16 protein-coding genes, 6 tRNA genes and 3 rRNA genes are annotated in these 23897 nt (G+C 60.4%); 19 read left to right on the forward strand and 6 right to left on the reverse strand.

Translation table 11 applies throughout. The features are described from left to right. Positions 1–5: 5 nt before the first annotated feature. From paaD to P9220_RS05045, 5 genes are all read right to left on the reverse strand, one after another. Complete coding sequence (gene paaD, locus P9220_RS05025; protein WP_404980368.1) at positions 6–533, reverse strand: 1,2-phenylacetyl-CoA epoxidase subunit PaaD; 528 nt, start codon at positions 531–533, stop codon at positions 6–8. Further along, positions 530–1327: a 1,2-phenylacetyl-CoA epoxidase subunit PaaC gene (paaC, locus tag P9220_RS05030; RefSeq protein WP_309763873.1), complete on the reverse strand. Its 798-nt coding sequence runs from the start codon at positions 1325–1327 to the stop codon at positions 530–532. Before paaC ends, paaD begins: the two co-directional genes overlap by 4 nt. 9 nt (positions 1328–1336) lie before the next feature. Then, positions 1337–1621: a 1,2-phenylacetyl-CoA epoxidase subunit PaaB gene (paaB, locus tag P9220_RS05035; protein WP_309763874.1), complete on the reverse strand. Its 285-nt coding sequence runs from the start codon at positions 1619–1621 to the stop codon at positions 1337–1339. 16 nt (positions 1622–1637) lie between these two features. Next, positions 1638–2639, reverse strand: a complete 1002-nt coding sequence (gene paaA / locus P9220_RS05040) for a 1,2-phenylacetyl-CoA epoxidase subunit PaaA (RefSeq protein ID WP_309763875.1) — start codon at positions 2637–2639, stop codon at positions 1638–1640. A gap of 169 nt (positions 2640–2808) precedes the next feature. Further along, positions 2809–4287, reverse strand: a complete 1479-nt coding sequence (locus P9220_RS05045) for an MFS transporter (protein WP_309763876.1) — start codon at positions 4285–4287, stop codon at positions 2809–2811. 181 nt (positions 4288–4468) lie between these two features. Here P9220_RS05045 and P9220_RS05050 point away from each other — a divergent pair, with 181 nt between their 5' ends. Further along, positions 4469–5752 (forward strand): TIGR03862 family flavoprotein, encoded by a 1284-nt coding sequence (locus P9220_RS05050; RefSeq protein WP_309763877.1) that lies wholly within the window; start codon positions 4469–4471, stop codon positions 5750–5752. A gap of 50 nt (positions 5753–5802) precedes the next feature. On the opposite strand, the gene P9220_RS05055 is transcribed toward P9220_RS05050, so the two are convergent. Then, entirely contained in the window at positions 5803–6966 is a 1164-nt protein-coding gene (locus P9220_RS05055) for a class I SAM-dependent methyltransferase (protein ID WP_309763878.1), read from the reverse strand. A 131-nt stretch (positions 6967–7097) separates the two neighbouring features. Between P9220_RS05055 and P9220_RS05060 the strand changes: the two genes are divergently transcribed. From P9220_RS05060 to rpoB, 18 genes are all read left to right on the forward strand, one after another. Then, complete coding sequence (locus tag P9220_RS05060; RefSeq protein WP_309763879.1) at positions 7098–8384, forward strand: SGNH/GDSL hydrolase family protein; 1287 nt, start codon at positions 7098–7100, stop codon at positions 8382–8384. Between the two features lie 465 nt (positions 8385–8849). Further along, positions 8850–10381 (forward strand): 16S ribosomal RNA (locus P9220_RS05065). 61 nt (positions 10382–10442) lie between these two features. Beyond that, a tRNA-Ile gene (locus tag P9220_RS05070) sits at positions 10443–10519 on the forward strand. Between the two features lie 44 nt (positions 10520–10563). Further along, positions 10564–10639, forward strand: a tRNA-Ala gene (locus P9220_RS05075). 285 nt (positions 10640–10924) lie between these two features. Beyond that, a 23S ribosomal RNA gene (locus P9220_RS05080) occupies positions 10925–13807 on the forward strand. Positions 13808–13973: 166 nt separating this feature from the next. After that, positions 13974–14086: ribosomal RNA gene (rrf, locus tag P9220_RS05085) — 5S ribosomal RNA — on the forward strand. The 16S, 23S and 5S rRNA genes sit together here with 5 tRNA genes alongside, the layout of an rRNA operon. Before the next feature lie 144 nt (positions 14087–14230). Then, positions 14231–14316, forward strand: a tRNA-Tyr gene (locus tag P9220_RS05090). Between the two features lie 30 nt (positions 14317–14346). After that, a tRNA-Gly gene (locus P9220_RS05095) sits at positions 14347–14420 on the forward strand. Between the two features lie 16 nt (positions 14421–14436). After that, positions 14437–14511: transfer RNA gene (locus tag P9220_RS05100), tRNA-Thr, on the forward strand. A 69-nt stretch (positions 14512–14580) separates the two neighbouring features. After that, positions 14581–15771 carry an elongation factor Tu gene (gene tuf / locus P9220_RS05105; RefSeq protein ID WP_309763880.1) on the forward strand — a complete coding sequence of 397 codons (1191 nt, stop codon included), beginning with the start codon at positions 14581–14583 and terminating at the stop codon, positions 15769–15771. A gap of 67 nt (positions 15772–15838) precedes the next feature. Next, positions 15839–15914: transfer RNA gene (locus P9220_RS05110), tRNA-Trp, on the forward strand. 34 nt (positions 15915–15948) lie between these two features. Then, complete coding sequence (gene secE / locus P9220_RS05115; protein WP_309763881.1) at positions 15949–16329, forward strand: preprotein translocase subunit SecE; 381 nt, start codon at positions 15949–15951, stop codon at positions 16327–16329. Position 16330: 1 nt separating this feature from the next. Next, a complete protein-coding gene (gene nusG / locus P9220_RS05120) occupies positions 16331–16888 on the forward strand; it encodes a transcription termination/antitermination protein NusG (protein WP_035970531.1) in 558 nt (185 codons plus the stop codon). A gap of 148 nt (positions 16889–17036) precedes the next feature. Beyond that, positions 17037–17468: a 50S ribosomal protein L11 gene (gene rplK / locus P9220_RS05125; protein ID WP_061163555.1), complete on the forward strand. Its 432-nt coding sequence runs from the start codon at positions 17037–17039 to the stop codon at positions 17466–17468. Continuing rightward, positions 17469–18164: a 50S ribosomal protein L1 gene (gene rplA, locus P9220_RS05130; RefSeq protein WP_309763882.1), complete on the forward strand. Its 696-nt coding sequence runs from the start codon at positions 17469–17471 to the stop codon at positions 18162–18164. It abuts the gene before it with no gap. 303 nt (positions 18165–18467) lie between these two features. Next, positions 18468–18962, forward strand: coding sequence for a 50S ribosomal protein L10 (gene rplJ, locus P9220_RS05135; RefSeq protein WP_040050478.1), 495 nt, complete (start codon positions 18468–18470; stop codon positions 18960–18962). Positions 18963–19045: 83 nt separating this feature from the next. Further along, entirely contained in the window at positions 19046–19420 is a 375-nt protein-coding gene (gene rplL / locus P9220_RS05140) for a 50S ribosomal protein L7/L12 (RefSeq protein WP_035970538.1), read from the forward strand. 367 nt (positions 19421–19787) lie between these two features. After that, the gene (gene rpoB / locus P9220_RS05145) at positions 19788–23894 is read left to right on the forward strand and encodes a DNA-directed RNA polymerase subunit beta (RefSeq protein ID WP_309763883.1); all 4107 of its coding nucleotides are present in this window, start codon (positions 19788–19790) and stop codon (positions 23892–23894) included. Positions 23895–23897 lie beyond the last annotated feature (3 nt).

The following is a 23897-nucleotide window of genomic DNA, read 5'->3' on the forward strand; positions in this document are numbered from 1 at the left end:
AGCAGTCAATACGGCTTGAAGTAATCGAACGGCTCGCGGCAATCGATGCAGCGATACAGCGCCTTGCACGCCGTCGAGCCGAATTGCGCGAGCCTTTCCGTGTGCGCGGAGCCGCAGCGCGGACAGGGGATGACTTCCTTCTTGTACGGCACGAAGCGCAGCGGTTGTTCGGTGCTGCTGCAAGCGCCCGTGGGCGGCGCGATGCCGTAGCGGCGCAGCTTTTCGCGCGCGTCGCCGGTAATCCAGTCGGTCGTCCAGGCGGGCGCGAGCACGGTCTTGACGCGATGCGCGCCGAGTTCCGCGTTCTCGAGCGCATGGGCGATGTCCTCCGCGATCTGCGACATCGCCGGGCAACCGGAGTACGTCGGCGTGATGACGACTTCGAGCACGCCGTCGTCGCCGTGGCGGACGTCGCGCAGGATGCCGAGCTCACGGATCGACACGACCGGGATTTCCGGATCGGGCACCGATTCGAGGACGGACCACGCGCGTTGCAGCGCGGCGTCGCTCTGGGCGTTCGGGCTCGTCGTCACCAGGTCGCACCCGGATGCTGCCGCGCGAGACTTTGCATTTCCGCGAGCAGATAACCCATGTGCTCCGAATGCTCGCCGAGCTTGCCCGTGCTGACGTGCTTCACTTCTGCGGGCGCGCGCAGGGTGGCTTCGTCGATCGCCGATGCAACCGCATCGCGCCACACGGCTTCGAAATCGCTCGCCAGCGGCGCGATGCCCGCTTCGGCCACCGCGCGCTCGACGGCGTCGGGATGAAAGAATTCGCGCGTGTAGGGCATCAGATAATCGAGCGCCGCCTGCGCCCGCCGGTGCGATTCGTCCGTGCCGTCGCCGAAGCGCACGAACCAGTCGCGGGCGTGGTGCAAGTGGTATCGCGTTTCCTTGATCGATTTCGCCGCGATCGCCGCGAGCTGCGCATCCGACGATGCCTGCAACGCCGTCCACAGCTCGGCCATCAGCGCCGAATACAGAAAGTTGCGCACGATGGTCACCGCGTAGTCGCGTTCGGTGCGCGCCGTGCCCGCGAGCGGGCCGAAGTGCGGCAGCTCGACGAGCGTGTAATTCGCGAAATCGCGCTCGCCGCGGAAATAGGCGTAATCGTCTTCCGTCTTCTGCTGGCCGGTGAGCGCGGCTTCGAGCGTCGCCGCATGGGAGTACAGCAGCCGCGCCTGCCCGATCAGATCGAGACTCATGTTCGCAAGCGCGATGTCTTCTTCCAGCGCCGGGCCGTGACTGCACCATTCGGCGTTGCGCTGGCCGAGGATCAGCGCGTTATCGGCGAGACGCAGCACATAGGCGAGATGTTCGGTGCTCATGTCGCGCCCTTACATGTGGTTGATTTCGTCGGGCAGCACGAAGAACGTCGGATGCCGGTAGATCTTGTCCCCGGCGGGCTCGAACAGCTCGCCCTTGTCGGCCGGATCGGACGCCGTAATGGCCGACGACGGCACCACCCAGATGCTCACGCCCTCCTGACGTCGCGTGTAGACATCGCGCGCCATGCGCAGCGCGGCGCTGGCATCGGCGGCGTGGAGGCTGCCGCAATGCTTGTGATCGAGTCCCTGCTTGCTGCGCACGAAGACTTCCCAGATCGGCCATTCCTTGTTCATCTCTCTCGTCTCCTGATTACGCTGCTTCGCGATGCGCGCGCGCCGCTTGTTTTTGCGCGTACGCAAGCGCGGCCTCACGCACCCATGCACCGTCGTCGTGTGCCTTGACGCGGGTGGCGAGGCGCTCCTTGTTGCAGGGGCCGTCGCCGTTGACGACGCGCCAGAATTCTTCCCAGTCGATCTCGCCGTAGTCGTGCGCGCCGCGCACCGCGTTCCATTTCAGATCGGGATCGGGCAACGTGACGCCGAGAATCTTCGCCTGCTCGACGGTCGCATCGACGAACTTCTGCCGCAGGTCGTCGTTCGAGATGCGCTTGATGCCCCAGGCGAACGACTGGCCGCTGTGGATCGAATCCTTGTCGCTCGGGCCGAACATCATCAGCACCGGCCACCACCAGCGGTTCACCGCCTGCTGCACGAGATCCTTTTGCGCCTGCGTGCCTTTCATCATCGCGAGAAGGGCGTCGAAACCTTGCCGCTGATGGAACGACTCTTCCTTGCAGATGCGGATCATCGCCCGCGCATAAGGGCCGTAGGTGCAGCGGCACAGCGGGATCTGGTTCATGATCGCCGCGCCGTCGACCAGCCAGCCGATCACGCCGACATCGGCCCACGTGGGCGTCGGATAGTTGAAGATGCTCGAATATTTCGCTCGGCCCGCGTGCAGCGCATCGACCAGTTGATCGCGCGATACGCCCAGCGTTTCTGCCGCGCTATATAGATAGAGACCGTGGCCGCCTTCGTCCTGAACCTTGGCGAGCAGGATCGCCTTGCGCTTGAGGCTCGGCGCGCGGCTGATCCAGTTGCCCTCCGGCTGCATGCCGATGATCTCGGAATGCGCGTGCTGCGAAATCTGCCGAACCAGCGTCTTGCGGTAAGCCTCCGGCATCCAGTCTTGCGGTTCGATCTTGCCGTCGGCCTGCATCACGGCGTCGAAGCGTTGCTGATCGGAAGAGGCGTCGGCGGGGGCCTCCGAAGCGGGCTGCTGACCGGGAAGATCGAGAGATTGGGTGTACATGGCGGACACTCGCTCATGGGAAGTCGCTGTCGGCCGATTATAAACCGACCGGACGGTCGGGCAATTGCTTTTTTCGGGATGGCCGGGAATTCACCTAGGCGGGCCGCAATGAAAAACGGCGCCGCTCCTTTTGGGAGCCGGCGCCGCGTCGCGGATGGCAGGGAATTGCTTAGCGAACAGTTTGTCCGGCGAAATCCTCAGCGTCGACGTCATAGCCCGACGGCTCCCAGCGCACCGCGAACAGTGCGACGAGCCCGGCGAGCGGCGCGACCGCGATGATCCAGAACACCTTCGTCCCGAGCGCGGCGGACAGCACAGGGAACAGGAACAGCGAAACGGTCGAGCTTGCGCGCATGAGCGTCTGGTTGAAGCCGACGCCCACGCCGCGCAGCGATGTCGGATAGCTCAGCGACGCGAACGTCATGCTGTGCGAGCCCGGCCCGATGCCCTGGCCCAGCAGGAACGCGGCGAGCAGCGCGATCGCAATGACGACCTGCGCGCCCGTCGCCGGCTTGCCGACGACCGCGAGCCCGACGAGCGCCGCCAATTGAAACGCGTAGCCGACGACGGTGAGGTTCCACGCGCCGAACTTCGGCACGGTCCGCACCGCGAACAGCCCGCCGGCGAACGCAAAGCACAGGTTCAGCGCGAGCGACGCGAGAATCGTGGTGAGCATCGACTGCGCGAGGAAGCTGGAGATGATGACCGGCAGCCCGAACGCGACGGCGTTATACGCGAACGAAGACGCAATCGCGATGACCGTCGCCAGCACGGTGCGGCGCAGATACACCCCGCGCAGCAACGCGCCATAGTTCGCGAACGACGCGCGGCGCGCTTTCGGTGCTTTCGATGCTGCCAGTGCGCTCGCGTCTACGCGGGCATCGATGCCATATGAGCGTTTCAGGATCGCGGCGGCGCCGGCGAGATCGCCCTGATTGGCCGCCCACACGGGCGATTCGCTCATGTAGCGGCTGCGGATCGCGATGATCGCGATCGCCGGGACCGCCCCGAAGCCGAGAATCAGCCGCCACAGCCAGCCCGCGTTGTGCTCGGGCAGCACGGCGTACAGGCCGAGCACGAGCAGATAGGAAACGCTGATCGCGGCGTACCACGTCGGGCACCACATCGCGACGCGCGCGGCCTTGTTGCCACGACCTTGCAACCGCGAGAACTCGGCGAGAAACGCCATCGCGACCGGTAGATCGATGCCGACGCCCAGCCCCATCACGAAGCGCGCTCCGCCGAGCACCCACGCGTTCGGCGCGAGCGCGCAGGCAATCGCCGCGACGACGAAGAAGAACATGTCGGCCATGAAGACGCGATAGCGGCCGACCTTGTCGGTCAGATAGCCGCCAAGAAATGCGCCGATGATCGCGCCGAAGGTGATCGCGGATGCGACGAAACCGGTTCCGGTCGGCGTCAACGAAAACTCGCGGGCGATGTCCTTCATGCCGAACGCGAGCGCGCCGAGGTCGTAGGCATCGAGGAAAATTCCGCCGAGCGCGATGGCGACGACAATGCGCGCGTCGCTCCCGACGGCCGCGCCGCGATTGACCAGACTGGAAACATCCGCGGCGCTGCGGATAACGGGGCGCGCGTCGGGGGCGGCTTGAGGTGAAGCGCGATCGGGCGCGGTGGAGACTGACATGACTGGACCAAAAAGGTAGAAAGTTGTCGATTCAACGAATCGCGCGATCGTACTGGCCGGACTCCGTGCGACCAAATTCTTTTTTGTTATTTAAAGACTTACGAGGACGCGCGGGCTCTGCGCGAGTCGCGCCGACCGTGCGATGCGACAATGGCGCTCTCGTTTCTTAGCGGCTTTGAGGATGGCGTCTGTCAAAAACAACGAATCGGTCGAGCAGGTGGTCGAAGTTGCGATCGTCGGCGGCGGGCCGGCCGGCCTGATGGCCGCCGAAGCGCTCGCGGCAGGCGGCGCGCGCGTCGACGTCTTCGATGCGATGCCGTCCGTCGGTCGGAAGTTTCTGATGGCCGGCAAGGGCGGCATGAATCTCACCCACTCCGAGCCCGCCGATGCGTTTCTCGGCCGGTATGGCGCGCGCCGCGCGAACATCGCCCCGCTGCTCGCGCGGTTCGACGCCGCCGCGCTGCGGGAGTGGGTGCACAACCTGGGCGTCGAGACGTTCGTCGGCAGTTCGGGCCGCGTCTTCCCTACCGACATGAAAGCTGCGCCGATGCTGCGCGCGTGGCTGCATCGGCTGCGCGCGTCGGGGGTGACGCTGCACATGAGGCATCGATGGCTCGGCTGGGCCGGCGAAGGCGTCTCGGTTTCGCGTTTCGCCACGCCGCAGGGCGAGAAGCGCGTTCGTCACGACGCGCTCGTGCTCGCGCCGGGCGGGGCAAGCTGGCCGCAACTGGGCTCGGATGGCGGTGCGGTCGCCCATCTGGCGGCGCGTGGCGTCGACGTGCGGCCGTTTCTGCCGTCGAACTGCGGTTTCGATGTCGGCTGGACGCGGCACTTCAGCAGCCGGTTCGCGGGCGAGCCGCTCAAGTCGGTGGCGATCGGCGTGCCGCGCGCGGATGGCGAGGTGGACTGGCGCATCGGCGAATGCCTGATTACGGAGCAGGGCATCGAGGGGAGTCTGATCTACGCGCTTTCCGCACCGATTCGGGATCGTCTGATCGCAAGCGGCGATGCGGGGACGACGCTTCTCCTCGATCTCACGCCGCAGCTTTCCGCCGAGCGTGTCCGCGATGAAGTGCTGCATCCGCGCGGGGCGCGTTCGCTGTCGAGTCATCTGCAGAGCCGCCTGCATCTGGCGGGTGTCAAGGCGGGATTGCTGCGCGAATGTCTCGCGAAAGAGGAGTACGCCGATCTCGAGACGCTCGCGGCACGCATCAAGGCGCTGCCCTTGCGCGTGCTGCGCCCCCGTCCGATTGCCGAAGTCATCAGTAGCGCGGGCGGCGTCGCGTTCGAATCGCTCGATGAGCGGTCGATGATCGCCGCGCTGCCCGGCGTGTTCTGCGCGGGCGAGATGCTCGACTGGGAAGCGCCGACGGGCGGTTATCTGCTGACGGCGTGTTTTGCGAGCGGACTTGTCGCGGGGGAAGGGGCGCTCGCGTGGCTTCGGGAGCGGGCTCGCGATCTATAGTCAAACGCCCGGCGACCGCGCGCAGCGACCGCCGGACACCCCACTTCAAATCATCGCGCGACGAGCCGCCAAAGCGACGTCACTTCCGCCGATCGCGCCGCATAAAGCGGGTCGGCCTTGTCCGCCGCGCGCGGATGATGCGGCTTCACGTCGATCCGGCCGTCGACCTTGAGACCCGCTGCATCGATCCATTCCTGAAGCTGCGCACGCGTGCGCAGCCCGAGATGTTCCGCAAAGTCGGAGAGGATCAACCAGCCTTCGCCGCCCGGGGTCAGATGCGCGGCGAGCCCGTCGAGGAAGCCGCGCAGCATGCGGCTGTCGGGATCGTAGATCGCGTGCTCGATGGCGGCGCTCGGTCGCGCCGGCAGCCACGGCGGATTGCAGACGACCAGCGGCGCGCGTCCTTCGGGAAAGAGATTCGCCTCGACGACTTCGACCTGCTTGCCCAGGCCCAGTTGGGCGATGTTCTCGCGTGCACACGCGAGCGCGCGCGGATCGACGTCCGTTGCTACAACGCGCTCGACGCCGCGGCGCGCCAGCACCGCCGCCAGCACGCCGGTTCCGGCGCCGATATCGAAGGCAAGCGAATGAGACGGCAGCGGCTGATTGGCGACCAGATCGACATACTCGCCGCGCACGGGCGAAAACACGCCGTAATACGGATGAATCCGGCCGCCGGTCGCCTTGATCTCGACGCCCTTCTTGCGCCACTCGTGCGCGCCGATCAAACCGAGCACTTCGCGCAACGAAACGACCGAGGCTTCGTCGGCCGGTCCATAGGCCTCTTCGCAAGCCTGACGCACGTCCGGCGCGCGGCGCAGCGGAATGGCGTACTGCTCGTCGAGCGGAAGGATCAGCATTGCGAGGGTGCGCGCACGCTGCGATTGCGCGAGACGATGAAAATTGAACGCATCGACGGGCGAAGCGGGTTTTTCCGCCGCCGCTTTCTTCGCCTTGCGCGGCTTGTTGTCGATACGGCGGGCCATCGCCTGCAGCAACTGGCGCGCGTTCTGGAAGTCTCCACGCCAAAGAATCGCGGTGCCCTCGCAGGCGAGGCGGTACGCGTGATCGGCGGTCATCTGATCGTGTCCGATCACGACGCGCTTCGGCGGCTGATTGCCGCTTTCGGATCGCCAGCGGGCAGAGCGGGCTTCGCCGTCTTCTTCCCAGTGAAGCTGCGGCGGAACATCGGTTGTGCTGCTTTTCGATTGCATAGTGTCTTTGCGCCAAAGGATCTGGCTGCATTGTGAGGCCATTTCGGGCGCGCGGGCCGACGGACCACACATTCGACGCCTTACATGTGACGATCAGGCACAATTCTGCCTTTCTTCGAACCCATCGCCGAATGAAACTCCGAGTTCTCGCCGCGACTTGCGCGGCTGCGCTTGTGCTCCCGTTCGCTTGCGCATCGAGCGCGATCGCCGCCGATACGGCCGAGGCGCCCGTCAACGACCACTGGGTCAGCGCGTGGGCGACCGCATTGCAGGCGATCCCGCACCTCGCCAAGCTGCCGCCGCTTTATCGCGCGCCGGAGGTCGGCGGCCGGACCGTGCGTCAGGTGATCTATCCGCAACTCGCCGGCCGGGAAATGCGGCTGCGCATCAGCAATTTGTATGGCAGTGAGCCGCTTGTAGTCCAATCGATGACGGCAGCGCGCGCAGTCAGCGGCAATGGTGCGGCGATTCAGCCGGCGACGAGCCGGCCGGTGCTGTTTGCCGGCAACAAAAGCGTGACGGTCCCGCCCGGCGGACAGGTCGCGAGCGATCCCGTCGCTTTCGATGTCGTGGCGCATCAGCCGCTCGCCATCAGTATGTCCATGGGCAAGGATCAGAAGCTCGTGGCGTGGCATCGGATCGCCAGTCAGGTGAATTATGTGTCGACGCCGGGCGACCGGACGGAGGACGCGGCCGCGACAGCCTTCCGCACGCGGTTCACCCAGTATGCGTGGCTCACGAACGTGTCGGTGCAAAGTCCGTCGGCGCGTGCCGTCGTTGCCATCGGCGATTCGATCACGGACGGCATGCGTTCGACGCTGAACGCGAACCGTCGCTGGCCCGACGCCTTTGCGCGGCAAATCGCGCAGAAAGGCGACGGGCAGGTGGCGGTCGTCAACGCGGGAATCAGCGGAAACCGGCTGCTCAGTAATTCCCCGTGCTACGGCGAGGCGATGGTGAGCCGCTTCGACCGGGACGCACTGCGCCAGCCAGGCGTGCGCGCGATCATCGTGCTGATCGGTATCAATGACATCAACTTTGCGGCGATGCCCGCGCGGGAGGGGCTCGATTGCGACGCGCCTCATACGCAGGTCAACGCAGAAGCGCTCTTGCGCGGGTATCAACGGTTGATCGCTCAGGCGCATCAGCGTGGCATCAAGATTTATGGCGCGACGCTGACGCCCGCTTCGCTGCCGGCCGAGCGCGAGGCTATCCGCACGGCAGTGAACGCGTCGCTGCGCTCGAGCCGGTCTTTTGACGGCGTCATCGATTTCGACGAGGCGTTGCGTGACCCCGCGCGTCCGAGCGAAATGCAGCGGCGGTATGACAGTGGCGATCACATTCATCCGAGCGACGCTGGGTATGCGGCGATGGCGGCAGCGGTGCCGGTGGAACTCGTGGCGGGCGCGTCAAGATAGGAGTCGTTCAGGCACTTGTTCGGCGACGGGAAATAAATCTGCGTCATCCCCTTGTAATCGCGGTCTGGTTGGCCTAATATTCCGCTCCTTGTCGCAAGACGAGGAGACGCCAGAGAAACAGGCGTCCTCGAAGTCGACAGATTTTGGAAGCGAAAGCAAAAAAAGTTGTTGACAGAGAGAAAAAGATTCTTCATAATCTCGTTTCTCTGCTGCTGACGCAGCGACGCAAGACGAAGCAGGAAGGTCTCGCGAATGTTCTTTAAAAACTAACAGCCGATAAGTGTGGGCGCTTGATGGCGAGTGCGGTTCTGGTGCTTAGGTGCTGGAGCGACAAGCAAAAGTAATCAAGAGTCTCACACGAAGTATTAAGAGGAAGGTTTATCTGTCTTCGGACGGATTAATCATCGTCAGTACGTTGAGTGAGCGACCGGTTTCTAACGGAACCGAAAAACAGTAACAGGGTTTGAACTGAAGAGTTTGATCCTGGCTCAGATTGAACGCTGGCGGCATGCCTTACACATGCAAGTCGGACGGCAGCGCGGGTTTCGGCCTGGCGGCGAGTGGCGAACGGGTGAGTAATACATCGGAACGTGTCCTGTAGTGGGGGATAGCCCGGCGAAAGCCGGATTAATACCGCATACGATCTACGGAGGAAAGCGGGGGATCTTCGGACCTCGCGCTGCAGGGGCGGCCGATGGCAGATTAGCTAGTTGGTGGGGTAAAGGCCTACCAAGGCGACGATCTGTAGCTGGTCTGAGAGGACGACCAGCCACACTGGGACTGAGACACGGCCCAGACTCCTACGGGAGGCAGCAGTGGGGAATTTTGGACAATGGGGGCAACCCTGATCCAGCAATGCCGCGTGTGTGAAGAAGGCCTTCGGGTTGTAAAGCACTTTTGTCCGGAAAGAAAACTTCGTCCCTAATATGGATGGAGGATGACGGTACCGGAAGAATAAGCACCGGCTAACTACGTGCCAGCAGCCGCGGTAATACGTAGGGTGCGAGCGTTAATCGGAATTACTGGGCGTAAAGCGTGCGCAGGCGGTCTGTTAAGACCGATGTGAAATCCCCGGGCTTAACCTGGGAACTGCATTGGTGACTGGCAGGCTTTGAGTGTGGCAGAGGGAGGTAGAATTCCACGTGTAGCAGTGAAATGCGTAGAGATGTGGAGGAATACCGATGGCGAAGGCAGCCTCCTGGGCCAACACTGACGCTCATGCACGAAAGCGTGGGGAGCAAACAGGATTAGATACCCTGGTAGTCCACGCCCTAAACGATGTCAACTAGTTGTTGGGGATTCATTTCCTTAGTAACGTAGCTAACGCGTGAAGTTGACCGCCTGGGGAGTACGGTCGCAAGATTAAAACTCAAAGGAATTGACGGGGACCCGCACAAGCGGTGGATGATGTGGATTAATTCGATGCAACGCGAAAAACCTTACCTACCCTTGACATGGTCGGAACCCTGCTGAAAGGTGGGGGTGCTCGAAAGAGAACCGGCGCACAGGTGCTGCATGGCTGTCGTCAGCTCGTGTCGTGAGATGTTGGGTTAAGTCCCGCAACGAGCGCAACCCTTGTCCTTAGTTGCTACGCAAGAGCACTCTAAGGAGACTGCCGGTGACAAACCGGAGGAAGGTGGGGATGACGTCAAGTCCTCATGGCCCTTATGGGTAGGGCTTCACACGTCATACAATGGTCGGAACAGAGGGTTGCCAAGCCGCGAGGTGGAGCCAATCCCAGAAAACCGATCGTAGTCCGGATCGCAGTCTGCAACTCGACTGCGTGAAGCTGGAATCGCTAGTAATCGCGGATCAGCATGCCGCGGTGAATACGTTCCCGGGTCTTGTACACACCGCCCGTCACACCATGGGAGTGGGTTTCACCAGAAGTAGGTAGCCTAACCGCAAGGAGGGCGCTTACCACGGTGGGATTCATGACTGGGGTGAAGTCGTAACAAGGTAGCCGTATCGGAAGGTGCGGCTGGATCACCTCCTTTCTCGAGCTTCGCGCTTAAAGTTAAGCGCTCACGCTTATCGGCTGTCAGAAAGACAGGCTAAGGGTCTGTAGCTCAGTCGGTTAGAGCACCGTCTTGATAAGGCGGGGGTCGTTGGTTCGAATCCAACCAGACCCACCATCCGAATCAGGCGTGGCTGGGCAACACCTTAGTCAGGCCTCATCGGGGGATTAGCTCAGCTGGGAGAGCACCTGCTTTGCAAGCAGGGGGTCGTCGGTTCGATCCCGTCATCCTCCACCAATCCTCAATGCCTAGCGCTTCGGGTAAGCGTTAAGCATTGGCGATTGCTAGCCAGTTGATGTCGCAAGTATTGAAACACGCTTGTCGGCTAAACGTTCTTTAACAATCTGGAAGAAGTAGTAAAGAGAATCTGGGAAAGCGCTTAGAGATGGGCGTGAGTAGCAGGTTCAGGGTAGTGATTGTATCGAGTATGAAAAGTGATCTTAATGATGACTTGGAATACGGCACAACGCGAAAACTCAGCCTATGGCGGATGTGGCTCGATGAGAGACGCACTCGTTATAGGGTCAAGCGAACAAGTGCATGTGGTGGATGCCTTGGCGATCACAGGCGATGAAGGACGCGGTAGCCTGCGAAAAGCTTCGGGGAGCTGGCAAACGAGCATTGATCCGAAGATGTCCGAATGGGGAAACCCGGCCCGTATGGGTCACCCATGACTGAATACATAGGTCATGTGGAGCGAACGCGGTGAACTGAAACATCTAAGTAACCGCAGGAAAAGAAATCAACCGAGATTCCCAAAGTAGTGGCGAGCGAAATGGGAAGAGCCTGTACTCTTTATCTGCATTGTTAGCTGAACGCTCTGGAAAGTGCGGCCATAGCAGGTGATAGCCCTGTAAGCGAAAGCAGCGTGGAAGAACTAGGGGTACGACAAGTAGGGCGGGACACGTGAAATCCTGTCTGAAGATGGGGGGACCATCCTCCAAGGCTAAATACTCGTGATCGACCGATAGTGAACCAGTACCGTGAGGGAAAGGCGAAAAGAACCCCGGGAGGGGAGTGAAATAGATCCTGAAACCGCATGCATACAAACAGTCGGAGCCTCGCAAGGGGTGACGGCGTACCTTTTGTATAATGGGTCAGCGACTTACGTTCAGTAGCGAGCTTAACTGATTAAGGCAGGCGTAGCGAAAGCGAGTCCGAATAGGGCGATCAGTTGCTGGGCGTAGACCCGAAACCAAGTGATCTATCCATGGCCAGGTTGAAGGTGCGGTAACACGTACTGGAGGACCGAACCCACTAACGTTGAAAAGTTAGGGGATGAGCTGTGGATAGGGGTGAAAGGCTAAACAAACTTGGAAATAGCTGGTTCTCTCCGAAAACTATTTAGGTAGTGCCTCGTGTATCACCTTCGGGGGTAGAGCACTGTCATGGTTGTGGGGTCCATTGCGGATTACTACGCCATAGCAAACTCCGAATACCGAAGAGTGCAATCACGGGAGACAGACATCGGGTGCTAACGTCCGGTGTCAAGAGGGAAACAACCCAGACCGCCAGCTAAGGTCCCCAAGATTGGCTAAGTGGGAAACGAAGTGGGAAGGCTAAAACAGTCAGGAGGTTGGCTTAGAAGCAGCCACCCTTTAAAGAAAGCGTAATAGCTCACTGATCGAGTCGTCCTGCGCGGAAGATGTAACGGGGCTCAAGCCAGTCACCGAAGCTGCGGATGCGTACGCAAGTACGTGTGGTAGGAGAGCGTTCCGTAAGCCTGCGAAGGTGTGTCGAAAGGCATGCTGGAGGTATCGGAAGTGCGAATGCTGACATGAGTAGCGATAAAGGGGGTGAAAAGCCCCCTCGCCGTAAGCCCAAGGTTTCCTACGCAACGTTCATCGGCGTAGGGTGAGTCGGCCCCTAAGGCGAGGCAGAAATGCGTAGCTGATGGGAAGCAGGTCAATATTCCTGCACCATTGTTAGATGCGATGGGGGGACGGATCGCGGAAGGTTGTCCGGGTGTTGGACGTCCCGGTCGCTGCATTGGAGAAGGTGCTCAGGCAAATCCGGGCACAGGATTCAAGGGTGTGGCGCGAGCTTCTTCGGAAGCGAAGCAATTGGAAGTGGTTCCAAGAAAAGCCTCTAAGCTTCAGTCTAACGATGACCGTACCGCAAACCGACACAGGTGGGCGAGATGAGTATTCTAAGGCGCTTGAGAGAACTCGGGAGAAGGAACTCGGCAAATTGGTACCGTAACTTCGGGATAAGGTACGCCTCTGTAGCTTGACTGGCCTGCGCCAGAAGGGTGAAGAGGTTGCAATAAACTGGTGGCTGCGACTGTTTAATAAAAACACAGCACTCTGCAAACACGAAAGTGGACGTATAGGGTGTGACGCCTGCCCGGTGCCGGAAGATTAAATGATGGGGTGCAAGCTCTTGATTGAAGTCCCGGTAAACGGCGGCCGTAACTATAACGGTCCTAAGGTAGCGAAATTCCTTGTCGGGTAAGTTCCGACCTGCACGAATGGCGTAACGATGGCCACACTGTCTCCTCCCGAGACTCAGCGAAGTTGAAGTGTTTGTGATGATGCAATCTCCCCGCGGCTAGACGGAAAGACCCCATGAACCTTTACTGTAGCTTTGCATTGGACTTTGAACCGATCTGTGTAGGATAGGTGGGAGGCTATGAAACCGGAACGCCAGTTTCGGTGGAGCCGTCCTTGAAATACCACCCTGGTTTGTTTGAGGTTCTAACCTTGGTCCGTGATCCGGATCGGGGACAGTGCATGGTAGGCAGTTTGACTGGGGCGGTCTCCTCCCAAAGCGTAACGGAGGAGTACGAAGGTACGCTAGGTACGGTCGGAAATCGTGCTGATAGTGCAATGGCATAAGCGTGCTTAACTGCGAGACCGACAAGTCGAGCAGGTGCGAAAGCAGGTCATAGTGATCCGGTGGTTCTGTATGGAAGGGCCATCGCTCAACGGATAAAAGGTACTCTGGGGATAACAGGCTGATACCGCCCAAGAGTTCATATCGACGGCGGTGTTTGGCACCTCGATGTCGGCTCATCTCATCCTGGGGCTGTAGCCGGTCCCAAGGGTATGGCTGTTCGCCATTTAAAGAGGTACGTGAGCTGGGTTTAAAACGTCGTGAGACAGTTTGGTCCCTATCTGCCGTGGGCGTTGGATATTTGAAGGGGGCTGCTCCTAGTACGAGAGGACCGGAGTGGACGAACCTCTGGTGTACCGGTTGTCACGCCAGTGGCATCGCCGGGTAGCTATGTTCGGAAGAGATAACCGCTGAAAGCATCTAAGCGGGAAACTCGCCTTAAGATGAGATATCCCCGGGGCTTCGAGCCCCTTGAAGGGTCGTTCCAGACCAGGACGTTGATAGGTCAGGTGTGTAAGTGCAGTAATGCATTGAGCTAACTGATACTAATTGCCCGTAAGGCTTGATCCTATAACCAGTGTGTTTCGCAGTGAGTTAGCGCTTTAGCGCTTACTCACTGCAACCCCCGAAGGGGGCACGCCGGTTGAGTGACGCGACTGTGCCCAACAGTCACTACCGAATCTACTTCTTCCCAGATTGGTTGTGCCGTCCCCAACGCGCACAACAACAAGTCATGCCTGATGACCATAGCGAGTCGGTCCCACCCCTTCCCATCCCGAACAGGACCGTGAAACGACTCCACGCCGATGATAGTGCGGATCCCCGTGTGAAAGTAGGTAATCGTCAGGCTCCTCATGCCTTAAACAAAAACCCCACCCCTCAAAGGTGGGGTTTTTGCGTTTCGTCTTACCTATAAGTGAGAGCCTCGTGTTCAGGGTCGCAAATATTGCTTGACAAGAGCGTGTTGCTACCCCATAATCGATAGTTCTCTGCGGAGGGGTGCCCGAGTGGCTAAAGGGGGCAGACTGTAAATCTGTTGGCTTACGCCTACGTTGGTTCGAATCCAACCTCCTCCACCAGAATTCAAGCGGTAAGGAAATCCAACCCTCGCGGGTGTAGCTCAATGGTAGAGCAGAAGCCTTCCAAGCTTACGACGAGGGTTCGATTCCCTTCACCCGCTCCAGTGTCGGTTAGTTAGTGCCCATGTGGCTCAGTGGTAGAGCACTCCCTTGGTAAGGGAGAGGTCGGCAGTTCGATCCTGCCCATGGGCACCAGTCGTATCAGTCTAGTAAGTAGTAAGTTGCGCGCGGCGCAAGGTGCGAAAATCCTGTTAGGAGTCGAAAATGGCCAAAGGTAAATTCGAGCGGACCAAGCCGCACGTGAACGTGGGCACGATCGGTCACGTTGACCACGGCAAGACCACGCTGACGGCAGCGATCACGACGGTGCTGACCAAGAAGTTCGGCGGCGAAGCGAAGGCATACGACCAGATCGATGCAGCGCCGGAAGAAAAGGCGCGTGGTATCACGATCAACACCGCGCACGTCGAGTACGAAACGGCTAACCGCCATTACGCACACGTCGATTGCCCGGGCCACGCCGACTACGTGAAGAACATGATCACGGGCGCAGCGCAAATGGACGGCGCGATCCTGGTGTGCTCGGCCGCTGACGGCCCGATGCCGCAAACGCGTGAGCACATCCTGCTGGCGCGTCAGGTCGGCGTGCCGTACATCATCGTGTTCCTGAACAAGTGCGACATGGTCGACGACGCCGAGCTGCTCGAACTGGTCGAAATGGAAGTGCGCGAGCTGCTGTCGAAGTACGACTTCCCGGGCGACGACACCCCGATCGTCAAGGGTTCGGCAAAGCTGGCGCTGGAAGGCGACACGGGCGAGCTGGGCGAAGTGGCGATCATGAGCCTGGCCGACGCGCTGGACACCTACATCCCGACGCCGGAGCGCGCAGTCGACGGCTCGTTCCTGATGCCGGTGGAAGACGTGTTCTCGATCTCGGGTCGCGGCACGGTGGTGACGGGTCGCGTCGAGCGCGGCGTGGTGAAGGTCGGCGAGGAAATCGAAATCGTCGGTATCAAGCCGACGGTGAAGACCACCTGCACGGGCGTGGAAATGTTCCGCAAGCTGCTCGACCAGGGTCAGGCAGGCGACAACGTCGGTATTCTGCTGCGCGGCACGAAGCGTGAAGACGTCGAGCGTGGCCAAGTGCTGGCCAAGCCGGGTTCGATCACCCCGCACACGCACTTCACCGCTGAAGTGTACGTGCTGAGCAAGGACGAAGGCGGCCGTCACACGCCGTTCTTCAACAACTACCGTCCGCAGTTCTACTTCCGTACGACGGACGTGACGGGCTCGATCGAGCTGCCGAAGGACAAGGAAATGGTGATGCCGGGCGACAACGTGTCGATCACGGTCAAGCTGATCGCCCCGATCGCCATGGAAGAAGGTCTGCGCTTCGCTATCCGTGAAGGCGGCCGTACCGTCGGCGCAGGTGTCGTTGCGAAGATTATCGAGTAAGAGCCAGAAATCTTTTCGGTAGTCTGTAGTTTTCGGGGTCGGCGAAACCGTCGGCCCCAAATGGTTTAGGGGTATAGCTCAACTGGCAGAGCGTCGGTCTCCAAAACCGAAGGTTGGGGGTTCGATTCCCTCTGCCCCTGCCAAATTCTCGCGCCACGTGGCGCTGTTTAAGGTGTTATGGCGAATCCTTCCGTCGAAACTGTTAATACTTCCAGCGACAAGCTGATGTTGGCGGCTGGTGTATTGTTGGTCTTGGCCGGGTTCGTGGGTTTCTTTCTGCTCGACCGCCAAGAGTGGTATGTTCGCGGTGCGGCGCTTGCCGTCGGCCTCATCGCTGGCGTGGCCGTCGGTCTGGTCTCTGCGCCTGGTAAGGGCTTCATCGCGTTCGCGAAGGACTCTTACAAGGAAGTTCGCAAGGTCGTCTGGCCGACTCGGAAAGAGGCGACGCAGACCACTCTCGTGGTGTTTGCATTTGTCCTCGTCATGGCCATTCTGCTTTGGCTTAGCGATAAGTCGATCGAATGGGTGATTTTCTCGGCGATTCTGGGTTGGAAATGATATGAGCGATACTCCGACATCCCCGAGTGGAAAGCGTTGGTATGTGGTGCACGCCTACTCCGGCATGGAGAAGAGCGTGCAACGTGCGCTTCAGGAGCGCATCGAGCGCGCCGGGATGCAAGACCAGTTCGGTCAGATTCTCGTCCCGACCGAAGAAGTAGTCGAAGTAAAGGGTGGCCACAAGTCGGTCACTGAGCGTCGTTTCTTCCCGGGATACGTCCTGGTCGAAATGGAAATGACGGACGAAACGTGGCACTTGGTCAAGAACACGGCCAAGGTCACTGGTTTCATCGGCGGCACACGCAACCGGCCAAGCCCGATTTCCCCGCGTGAAGTCGAAAAGATCATGTCGCAGATGCAGGAAGGTGTCGAGAAGCCACGGCCGAAGACTCTTTTCGAGGTGGGCGAGATGGTTCGGGTGAAGGAAGGTCCTTTCACCGACTTCAACGGCAACGTCGAGGAAGTGAACTACGAGAAGTCTAAAGTTCGTGTTTCCGTCACGATCTTCGGACGATCGACTCCGGTCGAACTGGAATTCGGTCAGGTCGAAAAGACTTAATCCGAACACATCGCGCGTAGCCTGGTGGCTATCGCGCGATTCGCGCTTACGGTCCGCGTAATGGCCGTTGAGGAGCGTCAGTAGCCGTCATGGTCGAACGCGCGCTATCACTCACCGAACGCTCTCGCGTTCAGCAGAGGTTTTCAACATGGCAAAGAAAATCATCGGCTTTATCAAGCTGCAGATTCCTGCAGGTAAAGCCAACCCGTCGCCGCCGGTCGGTCCGGCACTGGGCCAGCGCGGCCTGAACATCATGGAGTTCTGCAAGGCGTTCAACGCGCAGACTCAAGGCATGGAGCCGGGTCTGCCGGTGCCGGTCGTCATTACGGCATTCGCGGACAAGAGCTTCACCTTCATCATGAAGACGCCGCCGGCTACCGTTCTGATCAAGAAGGCAGCCGCTGTGCAGAAGGGTTCGGCCAAGCCGCACACCGACAAGGTCGGCAACATCACCCGCGCTCAAGCGGAAGAAATCGCGAAGACCAAGATGCCGGACCTTACGGCAGCTGATCTGGACGCCGCCGTGCGCACCATCGCTGGCAGCGCGCGTTCGATGGGTATCACTGTGGAGGGCGTGTAAATGGCTAAGCTTTCTAAGCGCCTTCAGGCATTCGCAAACAAGGTTGATCGCCAGAAGCTGTACGCGATCGACGATGCACTGGCTCTCGTCAAGGAATGCGCAAGCGCAAAGTTCGACGAGTCGATCGACGTAGCAGTGCAACTCGGCATCGATGCGAAGAAGTCGGACCAAGTGGTTCGCGGCTCCGTCGTTCTGCCGGCCGGCACCGGTAAGTCGGTCCGCGTCGCAGTGTTCGCGCAGGGCGAGAAGGCCGAGCAAGCGCGTGCCGCTGGCGCGGAAGTCGTCGGTATGGAAGACCTGGCGGAGCAAGTGAAGGCCGGTAACCTGGACTTCGACGTCGTGATCGCTTCGCCGGACACGATGCGTGTTGTCGGTACGTTAGGCCAGATCCTCGGTCCGCGTGGCCTGATGCCGAACCCCAAGGTCGGCACCGTTACGCCGGACGTCGCGCAAGCAGTCCGCAACGCGAAGGCTGGTCAGGTGCAGTTCCGCGTCGACAAGGCCGGTATCATCCACGGCACGATCGGTCGCGCATCGTTCGAACCTGCTTCGTTGCGTCAGAACCTGGCTGCGCTGATCGACGCGCTGCAAAAGGCCAAGCCGGCGACGAGCAAGGGCGTGTACCTGCGTAAGGTCGCACTGTCGAGCACGATGGGTGTCGGCGTTCGCGTGGATCAGTCCTCGCTGGCGCAATAGTAAGGAATTCCGGCGCGGTCGTCAGACCGCGTCAAACAGGGCTTTGGGCGGTTGTGTAGCGGCGTCATCGCTTCGCAGCCGGTTGTCAAAGACCGTTGGTGGCGGTGTAGAAGTCAGGCAGCGCCTTAATTCAAGCCAACGCAGATGGCGAACCCGAAACAGTTTTGCAGTGGTTGAAGTCGTTTGTCGTGCGTCGCTAGACGGACACCAATCGATCGAAATACTCCTAACAGTCGGACGCCGTTGTCGAACGTGGTGCATGAGGGTTGGACGCCCAAGTGCATCGAATCTGGAGGTTTAACCGTGCCACTGAACAAAGAAGATAAGCAGGCAGTCGTCGCTGAAGTCGCCGCGCAAGTCGCGAAGGCTCAGACGATGGTGCTCGCTGAGTATCGTGGGATCACGGTTGGCGATCTGACCAAGCTGCGCGCGAAAGCGCGTGAGCAACAGGTGTATCTGCGCGTGTTGAAGAACACGCTGGCGCGTCGCGCTGTCGAAGGTACCCCGTTCGCTCCGCTGGCTGAGCAGATGACCGGTCCTCTGATCTACGGCATCTCGGAAGATGCCATTGCCGCTGCCAAGGTCGTCAATGACTTCGGCAAGAGCAATGACAAGTTGATCATCAAGGCTGGTTCCTACGAAGGCAAGGTGATGGACAAGGCAGGCGTGCAAGCGCTGGCCAGCATCCCGAGCCGCGAAGAGCTGCTCTCCAAGCTGTTGTTCGTCATGCAAGCGCCTGTTTCCGGCTTTGCGCGCGCTCTGGCCGCGCTGGCGGAGAAGCAAGGCGAAGCCGCATAACGGAGCCGCTTGGGCGCCCGTCGCTCAGTTAGGTATTAGCTAGATCGCTAGCTCGATCCGAATTCAATTTAGGAGTATTTCAAATGGCAATCGCAAAAGAAGACATCCTGGAAGCCGTTGGCGCGATGTCGGTTCTGGAACTGAACGAGCTGGTCAAGGCGTTCGAAGAGAAGTTTGGCGTGTCGGCAGCTGCTGTTGCTGTCGCTGGCCCGGCTGGTGGCGGCGCTGCTGCTGCTGCCGAAGAGCAAACCGAGTTCACCGTGAACCTGCTCGAAGCAGGCGCGAATAAGGTTTCCGTGATTAAGGCTGTTCGCGAACTGACGGGTCTCGGCCTGAAGGAAGCGAAGGACCTGGTCGACGGCGCACCGAAGCCCATCAAGGAAGCGGTGCCGAAGGCTGCTGCTGAAGAAGCGAAGAAGAAGCTGGAAGACGCAGGCGCGAAGGCTGAAATCAAGTAAGTTTCATTGCGCTGTGCGAAGGCTGGCGGTTTTTCACCGCCGGCCTTTTTGTGCTTTGTGGGGACTGAGTTTTTATGCTTGCGAGCAAGCAAAACGTCCCTGCAGAAGCCAAAGAGAACGGTCGGATCGGCAGGATATTCCGGCATTTCTCTTTGTCTTCTGAAGCGACTGCAGAAGGCAAGTTTGGTCGGGTAGCGGGAAACACAGGCATCCGCTGCCGTCAGCCAGCGGTTGGTAGCGGCCAACCACCAAGCTTCTAGACTCGCGCGTCCTCCCCGGACACGTGCGCGGGTCTCAGTCGGTGAACACCGGGCCGTGTCGTCGAGGTATCCCGCCTCGGTAACGCCCGCCGTGATTCGGAGATCGTATGCAATATTCCTTCACCGAGAAGAAGCGTATTCGCAAGAGTTTCGCGAAGCGCCCCATCGTTCACCAAGTTCCCTTTTTGCTGGCGACCCAGCTTGAATCATTCCAGACGTTTCTGCAAGCAGATACGTCTTCCTCGCAGCGCAAAGCGGAAGGCTTGCAGGCCGCATTTACGTCTGTTTTCCCGATCGTTTCGCACAATGGCTTCGCGCGTCTCGAGTTCGTCAGCTACATGCTGTCGCCGCCCGCATTCAACATCAAGGAATGCCAGCAGCGCGGCCTGACGTACTGCTCCGCCCTGCGCGCGAAGGTCCGCCTCGTTCTGCTCGACAAAGAGTCGCCGAGCAAGCCCGTCGTCAAGGAAGTGAAAGAGCAGGAAGTGTACATGGGCGAAATTCCGCTCATGACGCCGACCGGCTCGTTCGTCATCAACGGTACCGAGCGCGTAATCGTGTCGCAGCTCCACCGTTCGCCTGGCGTGTTCTTCGAGCATGACAAGGGCAAGACCCACAGCTCGGGCAAGCTGCTGTTTTCGGCGCGCATCATCCCTTACCGTGGTTCGTGGCTCGACTTCGAATTCGACCCGAAGGACGTGCTGTATTTCCGCGTCGATCGTCGCCGCAAGATGCCGGTCACGATCCTGCTGAAGGCCATCGGGCTTTCGCCGGAACAGATCCTCGCGAACTTCTTCGTGTTCGACAACTTCGCGCTGATGAACGAAGGCGCGCAGATGGAATTCGTGCCTGAGCGTCTGCGCGGCGAAGTCGCCCGCTTCGACATTCAGGACCGCGAAGGCAACGTCATTGTCACGAAGGACAAGCGGATCAACGCGAAGCACATTCGCGACCTCGAGAACGCCAAGACGAAGTTCATCTCGGTGCCCGAGGAGTATCTGCTCGGCCGCGTGCTGGCGAAGAACGTGATCGACCCCGAGACCGGCGAAGTCATCGCGAACGCGAACGAGGAAATCACGGAATCCGTCCTCGAAAAGCTCCGCGAAGCCAAGGTCAAGGACATCCAGACGCTCTACACGAACGATCTGGATCAAGGCCCGTACATCTCGTCGACACTGCGTATCGACGAAACCGCCGACAAGATGGCCGCGCGCATCGCGATCTATCGCATGATGCGTCCGGGCGAACCGCCGACCGAAGAAGCAGTCGAGGCGCTGTTCAACCGTCTGTTCTACAGCGAAGACGCGTACGACCTGTCGAAGGTCGGCCGCATGAAGTTCAATCGCCGCGTGGGCCGCGATGAAATCATCGGACCGATGACGCTGCAGGACGACGACATCCTCGCGACGATCAAGATCCTGGTCGAGCTGCGCAACGGCAAGGGCGAAGTGGACGACATCGACCACTTGGGCAATCGCCGCGTGCGTTGCGTCGGCGAACTGGCCGAAAACCAGTTCCGCGCAGGTCTCGTGCGTGTGGAGCGTGCAGTCAAGGAACGCTTGGGCCAGGCCGAAAGCGAAAACCTGATGCCGCACGATCTGATCAACTCGAAGCCCATTTCGTCGGCAATTCGCGAGTTCTTCGGTTCGTCGCAGCTCTCGCAGTTCATGGACCAGACCAACCCGCTGTCGGAAATCACGCACAAGCGCCGTGTCTCCGCACTGGGCCCGGGCGGTCTGACGCGCGAGCGCGCGGGCTTCGAAGTCCGCGACGTGCATCCGACGCACTATGGCCGCGTGTGCCCGATCGAAACGCCGGAAGGTCCGAACATCGGTCTGATCAACTCGCTGGCGCTATACGCGCACCTGAACGAATACGGCTTCCTCGAAACGCCGTATCGCAAGGTAGTGGACAGCAAGGTCACGGACCAGATCGACTATCTGTCGGCAATCGAAGAAGGCCGTTACGTGATCGCTCAGGCGAACGCGGCGGTGGCCGAAGACGGCACGTTGACCGACGAACTCGTGTCGTCGCGTGAAGCGGGCGAAACGCTGATGGTCACGCCGGATCGCATCCAGTACATGGACGTGGCGCCGTCGCAGATCGTGTCGGTGGCAGCATCGCTGATTCCGTTCCTCGAGCACGACGACGCGAACCGCGCGCTGATGGGCTCGAACATGCAGCGTCAGGCGGTGCCGTGTCTGCGTCCGGAGAAGCCGGTCGTCGGTACGGGCATCGAGCGTACGGTGGCGGTCGACTCGGGTACGACGGTTCAGGCAATGCGCGGCGGCGTCGTCGATTATGTCGACGCGGGCCGTATCGTGATTCGGGTGAACGACGACGAAGCCGTGGCCGGCGATGTCGGCGTGGACATCTACAACCTGATCAAGTACACGCGTTCGAACCAGAACACGAACATCAACCAGCGTCCGATCGTGAAGATGGGCGACAAGGTCGCGCGCGGCGACGTGCTGGCCGACGGCGCCTCGACGGACCTGGGCGAGCTCGCGCTCGGTCAGAACATGCTGGTCGCGTTCATGCCGTGGAACGGCTACAACTTCGAAGACTCGATCCTGATCTCGGAAAAAGTTGTGGCCGACGACCGTTACACGTCGATCCACATCGAAGAACTGAACGTGGTTGCTCGCGACACGAAGCTCGGACCGGAAGAAATCACGCGCGACATCTCGAACCTCGCGGAAGTGCAGCTTGGCCGTCTCGACGAGTCGGGCATCGTGTACATCGGCGCGGAAGTGGAAGCGGGCGACGTGCTGGTCGGCAAGGTCACGCCGAAGGGCGAGACGCAGCTGACGCCGGAAGAAAAGCTGCTGCGCGCGATCTTCGGCGAGAAGGCATCCGACGTGAAGGACACGTCGCTGCGCGTGCCGTCGGGCATGAGCGGCACGGTCATCGACGTCCAGGTGTTCACGCGCGAAGGCATCACGCGTGACAAGCGTGCGCAACAGATCATCGACGACGAACTGAAGCGCTATCGCCTCGACTTGAACGATCAGCTGCGTATCGTGGAAGGCGACGCGTTCCAGCGTCTCGCACGCATGCTGAACGGCAAGGTCGCGAACGGCGGTCCGAAGAAGCTCGCGAAGGGTACGAAGATCGACCTCGCGTACCTCGAAGATCTCGACCACTACCACTGGTTCGACATCCGCCTCGCGGACGAAGAAGCAGCGGCGCAGCTGGAGGCGATCAAGGACTCGATCGAGCAGAAGCGTCACCAGTTCGACCTCGCGTTCGAAGAGAAGCGCAAGAAGCTCACGCAAGGCGACGAACTGCCGCCGGGCGTGCTGAAGATGGTCAAGGTGTATCTCGCCGTGAAGCGTCGCCTGCAGCCTGGCGACAAGATGGCGGGCCGCCACGGTAACAAGGGTGTCGTGTCGAAGATCGTTCCGATCGAAGACATGCCGTACATGGCCGATGGCCGTCCGGCCGACGTCGTGCTGAATCCGCTCGGCGTTCCGTCGCGGATGAACGTGGGTCAGATTCTCGAAGTGCATCTGGGCTGGGCCGCGAAGGGTCTCGGCTGGCGCATCGGCGAGATGATGCAGCGTCAGGCGAAGATCGAAGAACTGCGCGTGTTCCTCACGCAGATCTACAACGAGTCGGGCCGCAAGGAAGAGCTGGAAAGCTTCTCCGACGACGAGATCCTCGAACTCGCGAAGAACCTGCGCGAAGGCGTGCCGTTCGCAACGCCGGTGTTCGACGGCGCCACGGAAGGCGAAATGGAGCGCGCGCTGGATCTGGCGTTCCCCGACGACATCGCTCAGAACCTGGGCATGAATGCGTCGAAGAACCAGGTCCAGTTGCACGACGGCCGCACGGGCGAGCCGTTCGAGCGCAAGGTCACGGTCGGCTACATGCACTACCTGAAGCTGCACCACCTGGTCGACGACAAGATGCACGCGCGTTCGACCGGCCCGTACTCGCTCGTCACGCAGCAGCCGCTGGGTGGTAAGGCGCAGTTCGGTGGTCAGCGCTTCGGTGAAATGGAAGTGTGGGCGCTCGAGGCGTACGGCGCGTCGTATGTGCTGCAGGAAATGCTGACGGTCAAGTCGGACGACGTGACAGGCCGGACGAAGGTTTATGAGAACCTGGTCAAGGGCGATCACGTGATCGACGCGGGCATGCCGGAATCCTTCAACGTGTTGGTGAAGGAAATCCGCTCGCTCGGTATCGATATCGATCTCGACCGCAACTAATCG

It is taken from the genome of Caballeronia sp. LZ016, assembly GCF_031450805.1.
Taxonomy (GTDB): Bacteria; Pseudomonadota; Gammaproteobacteria; order Burkholderiales; family Burkholderiaceae; genus Caballeronia.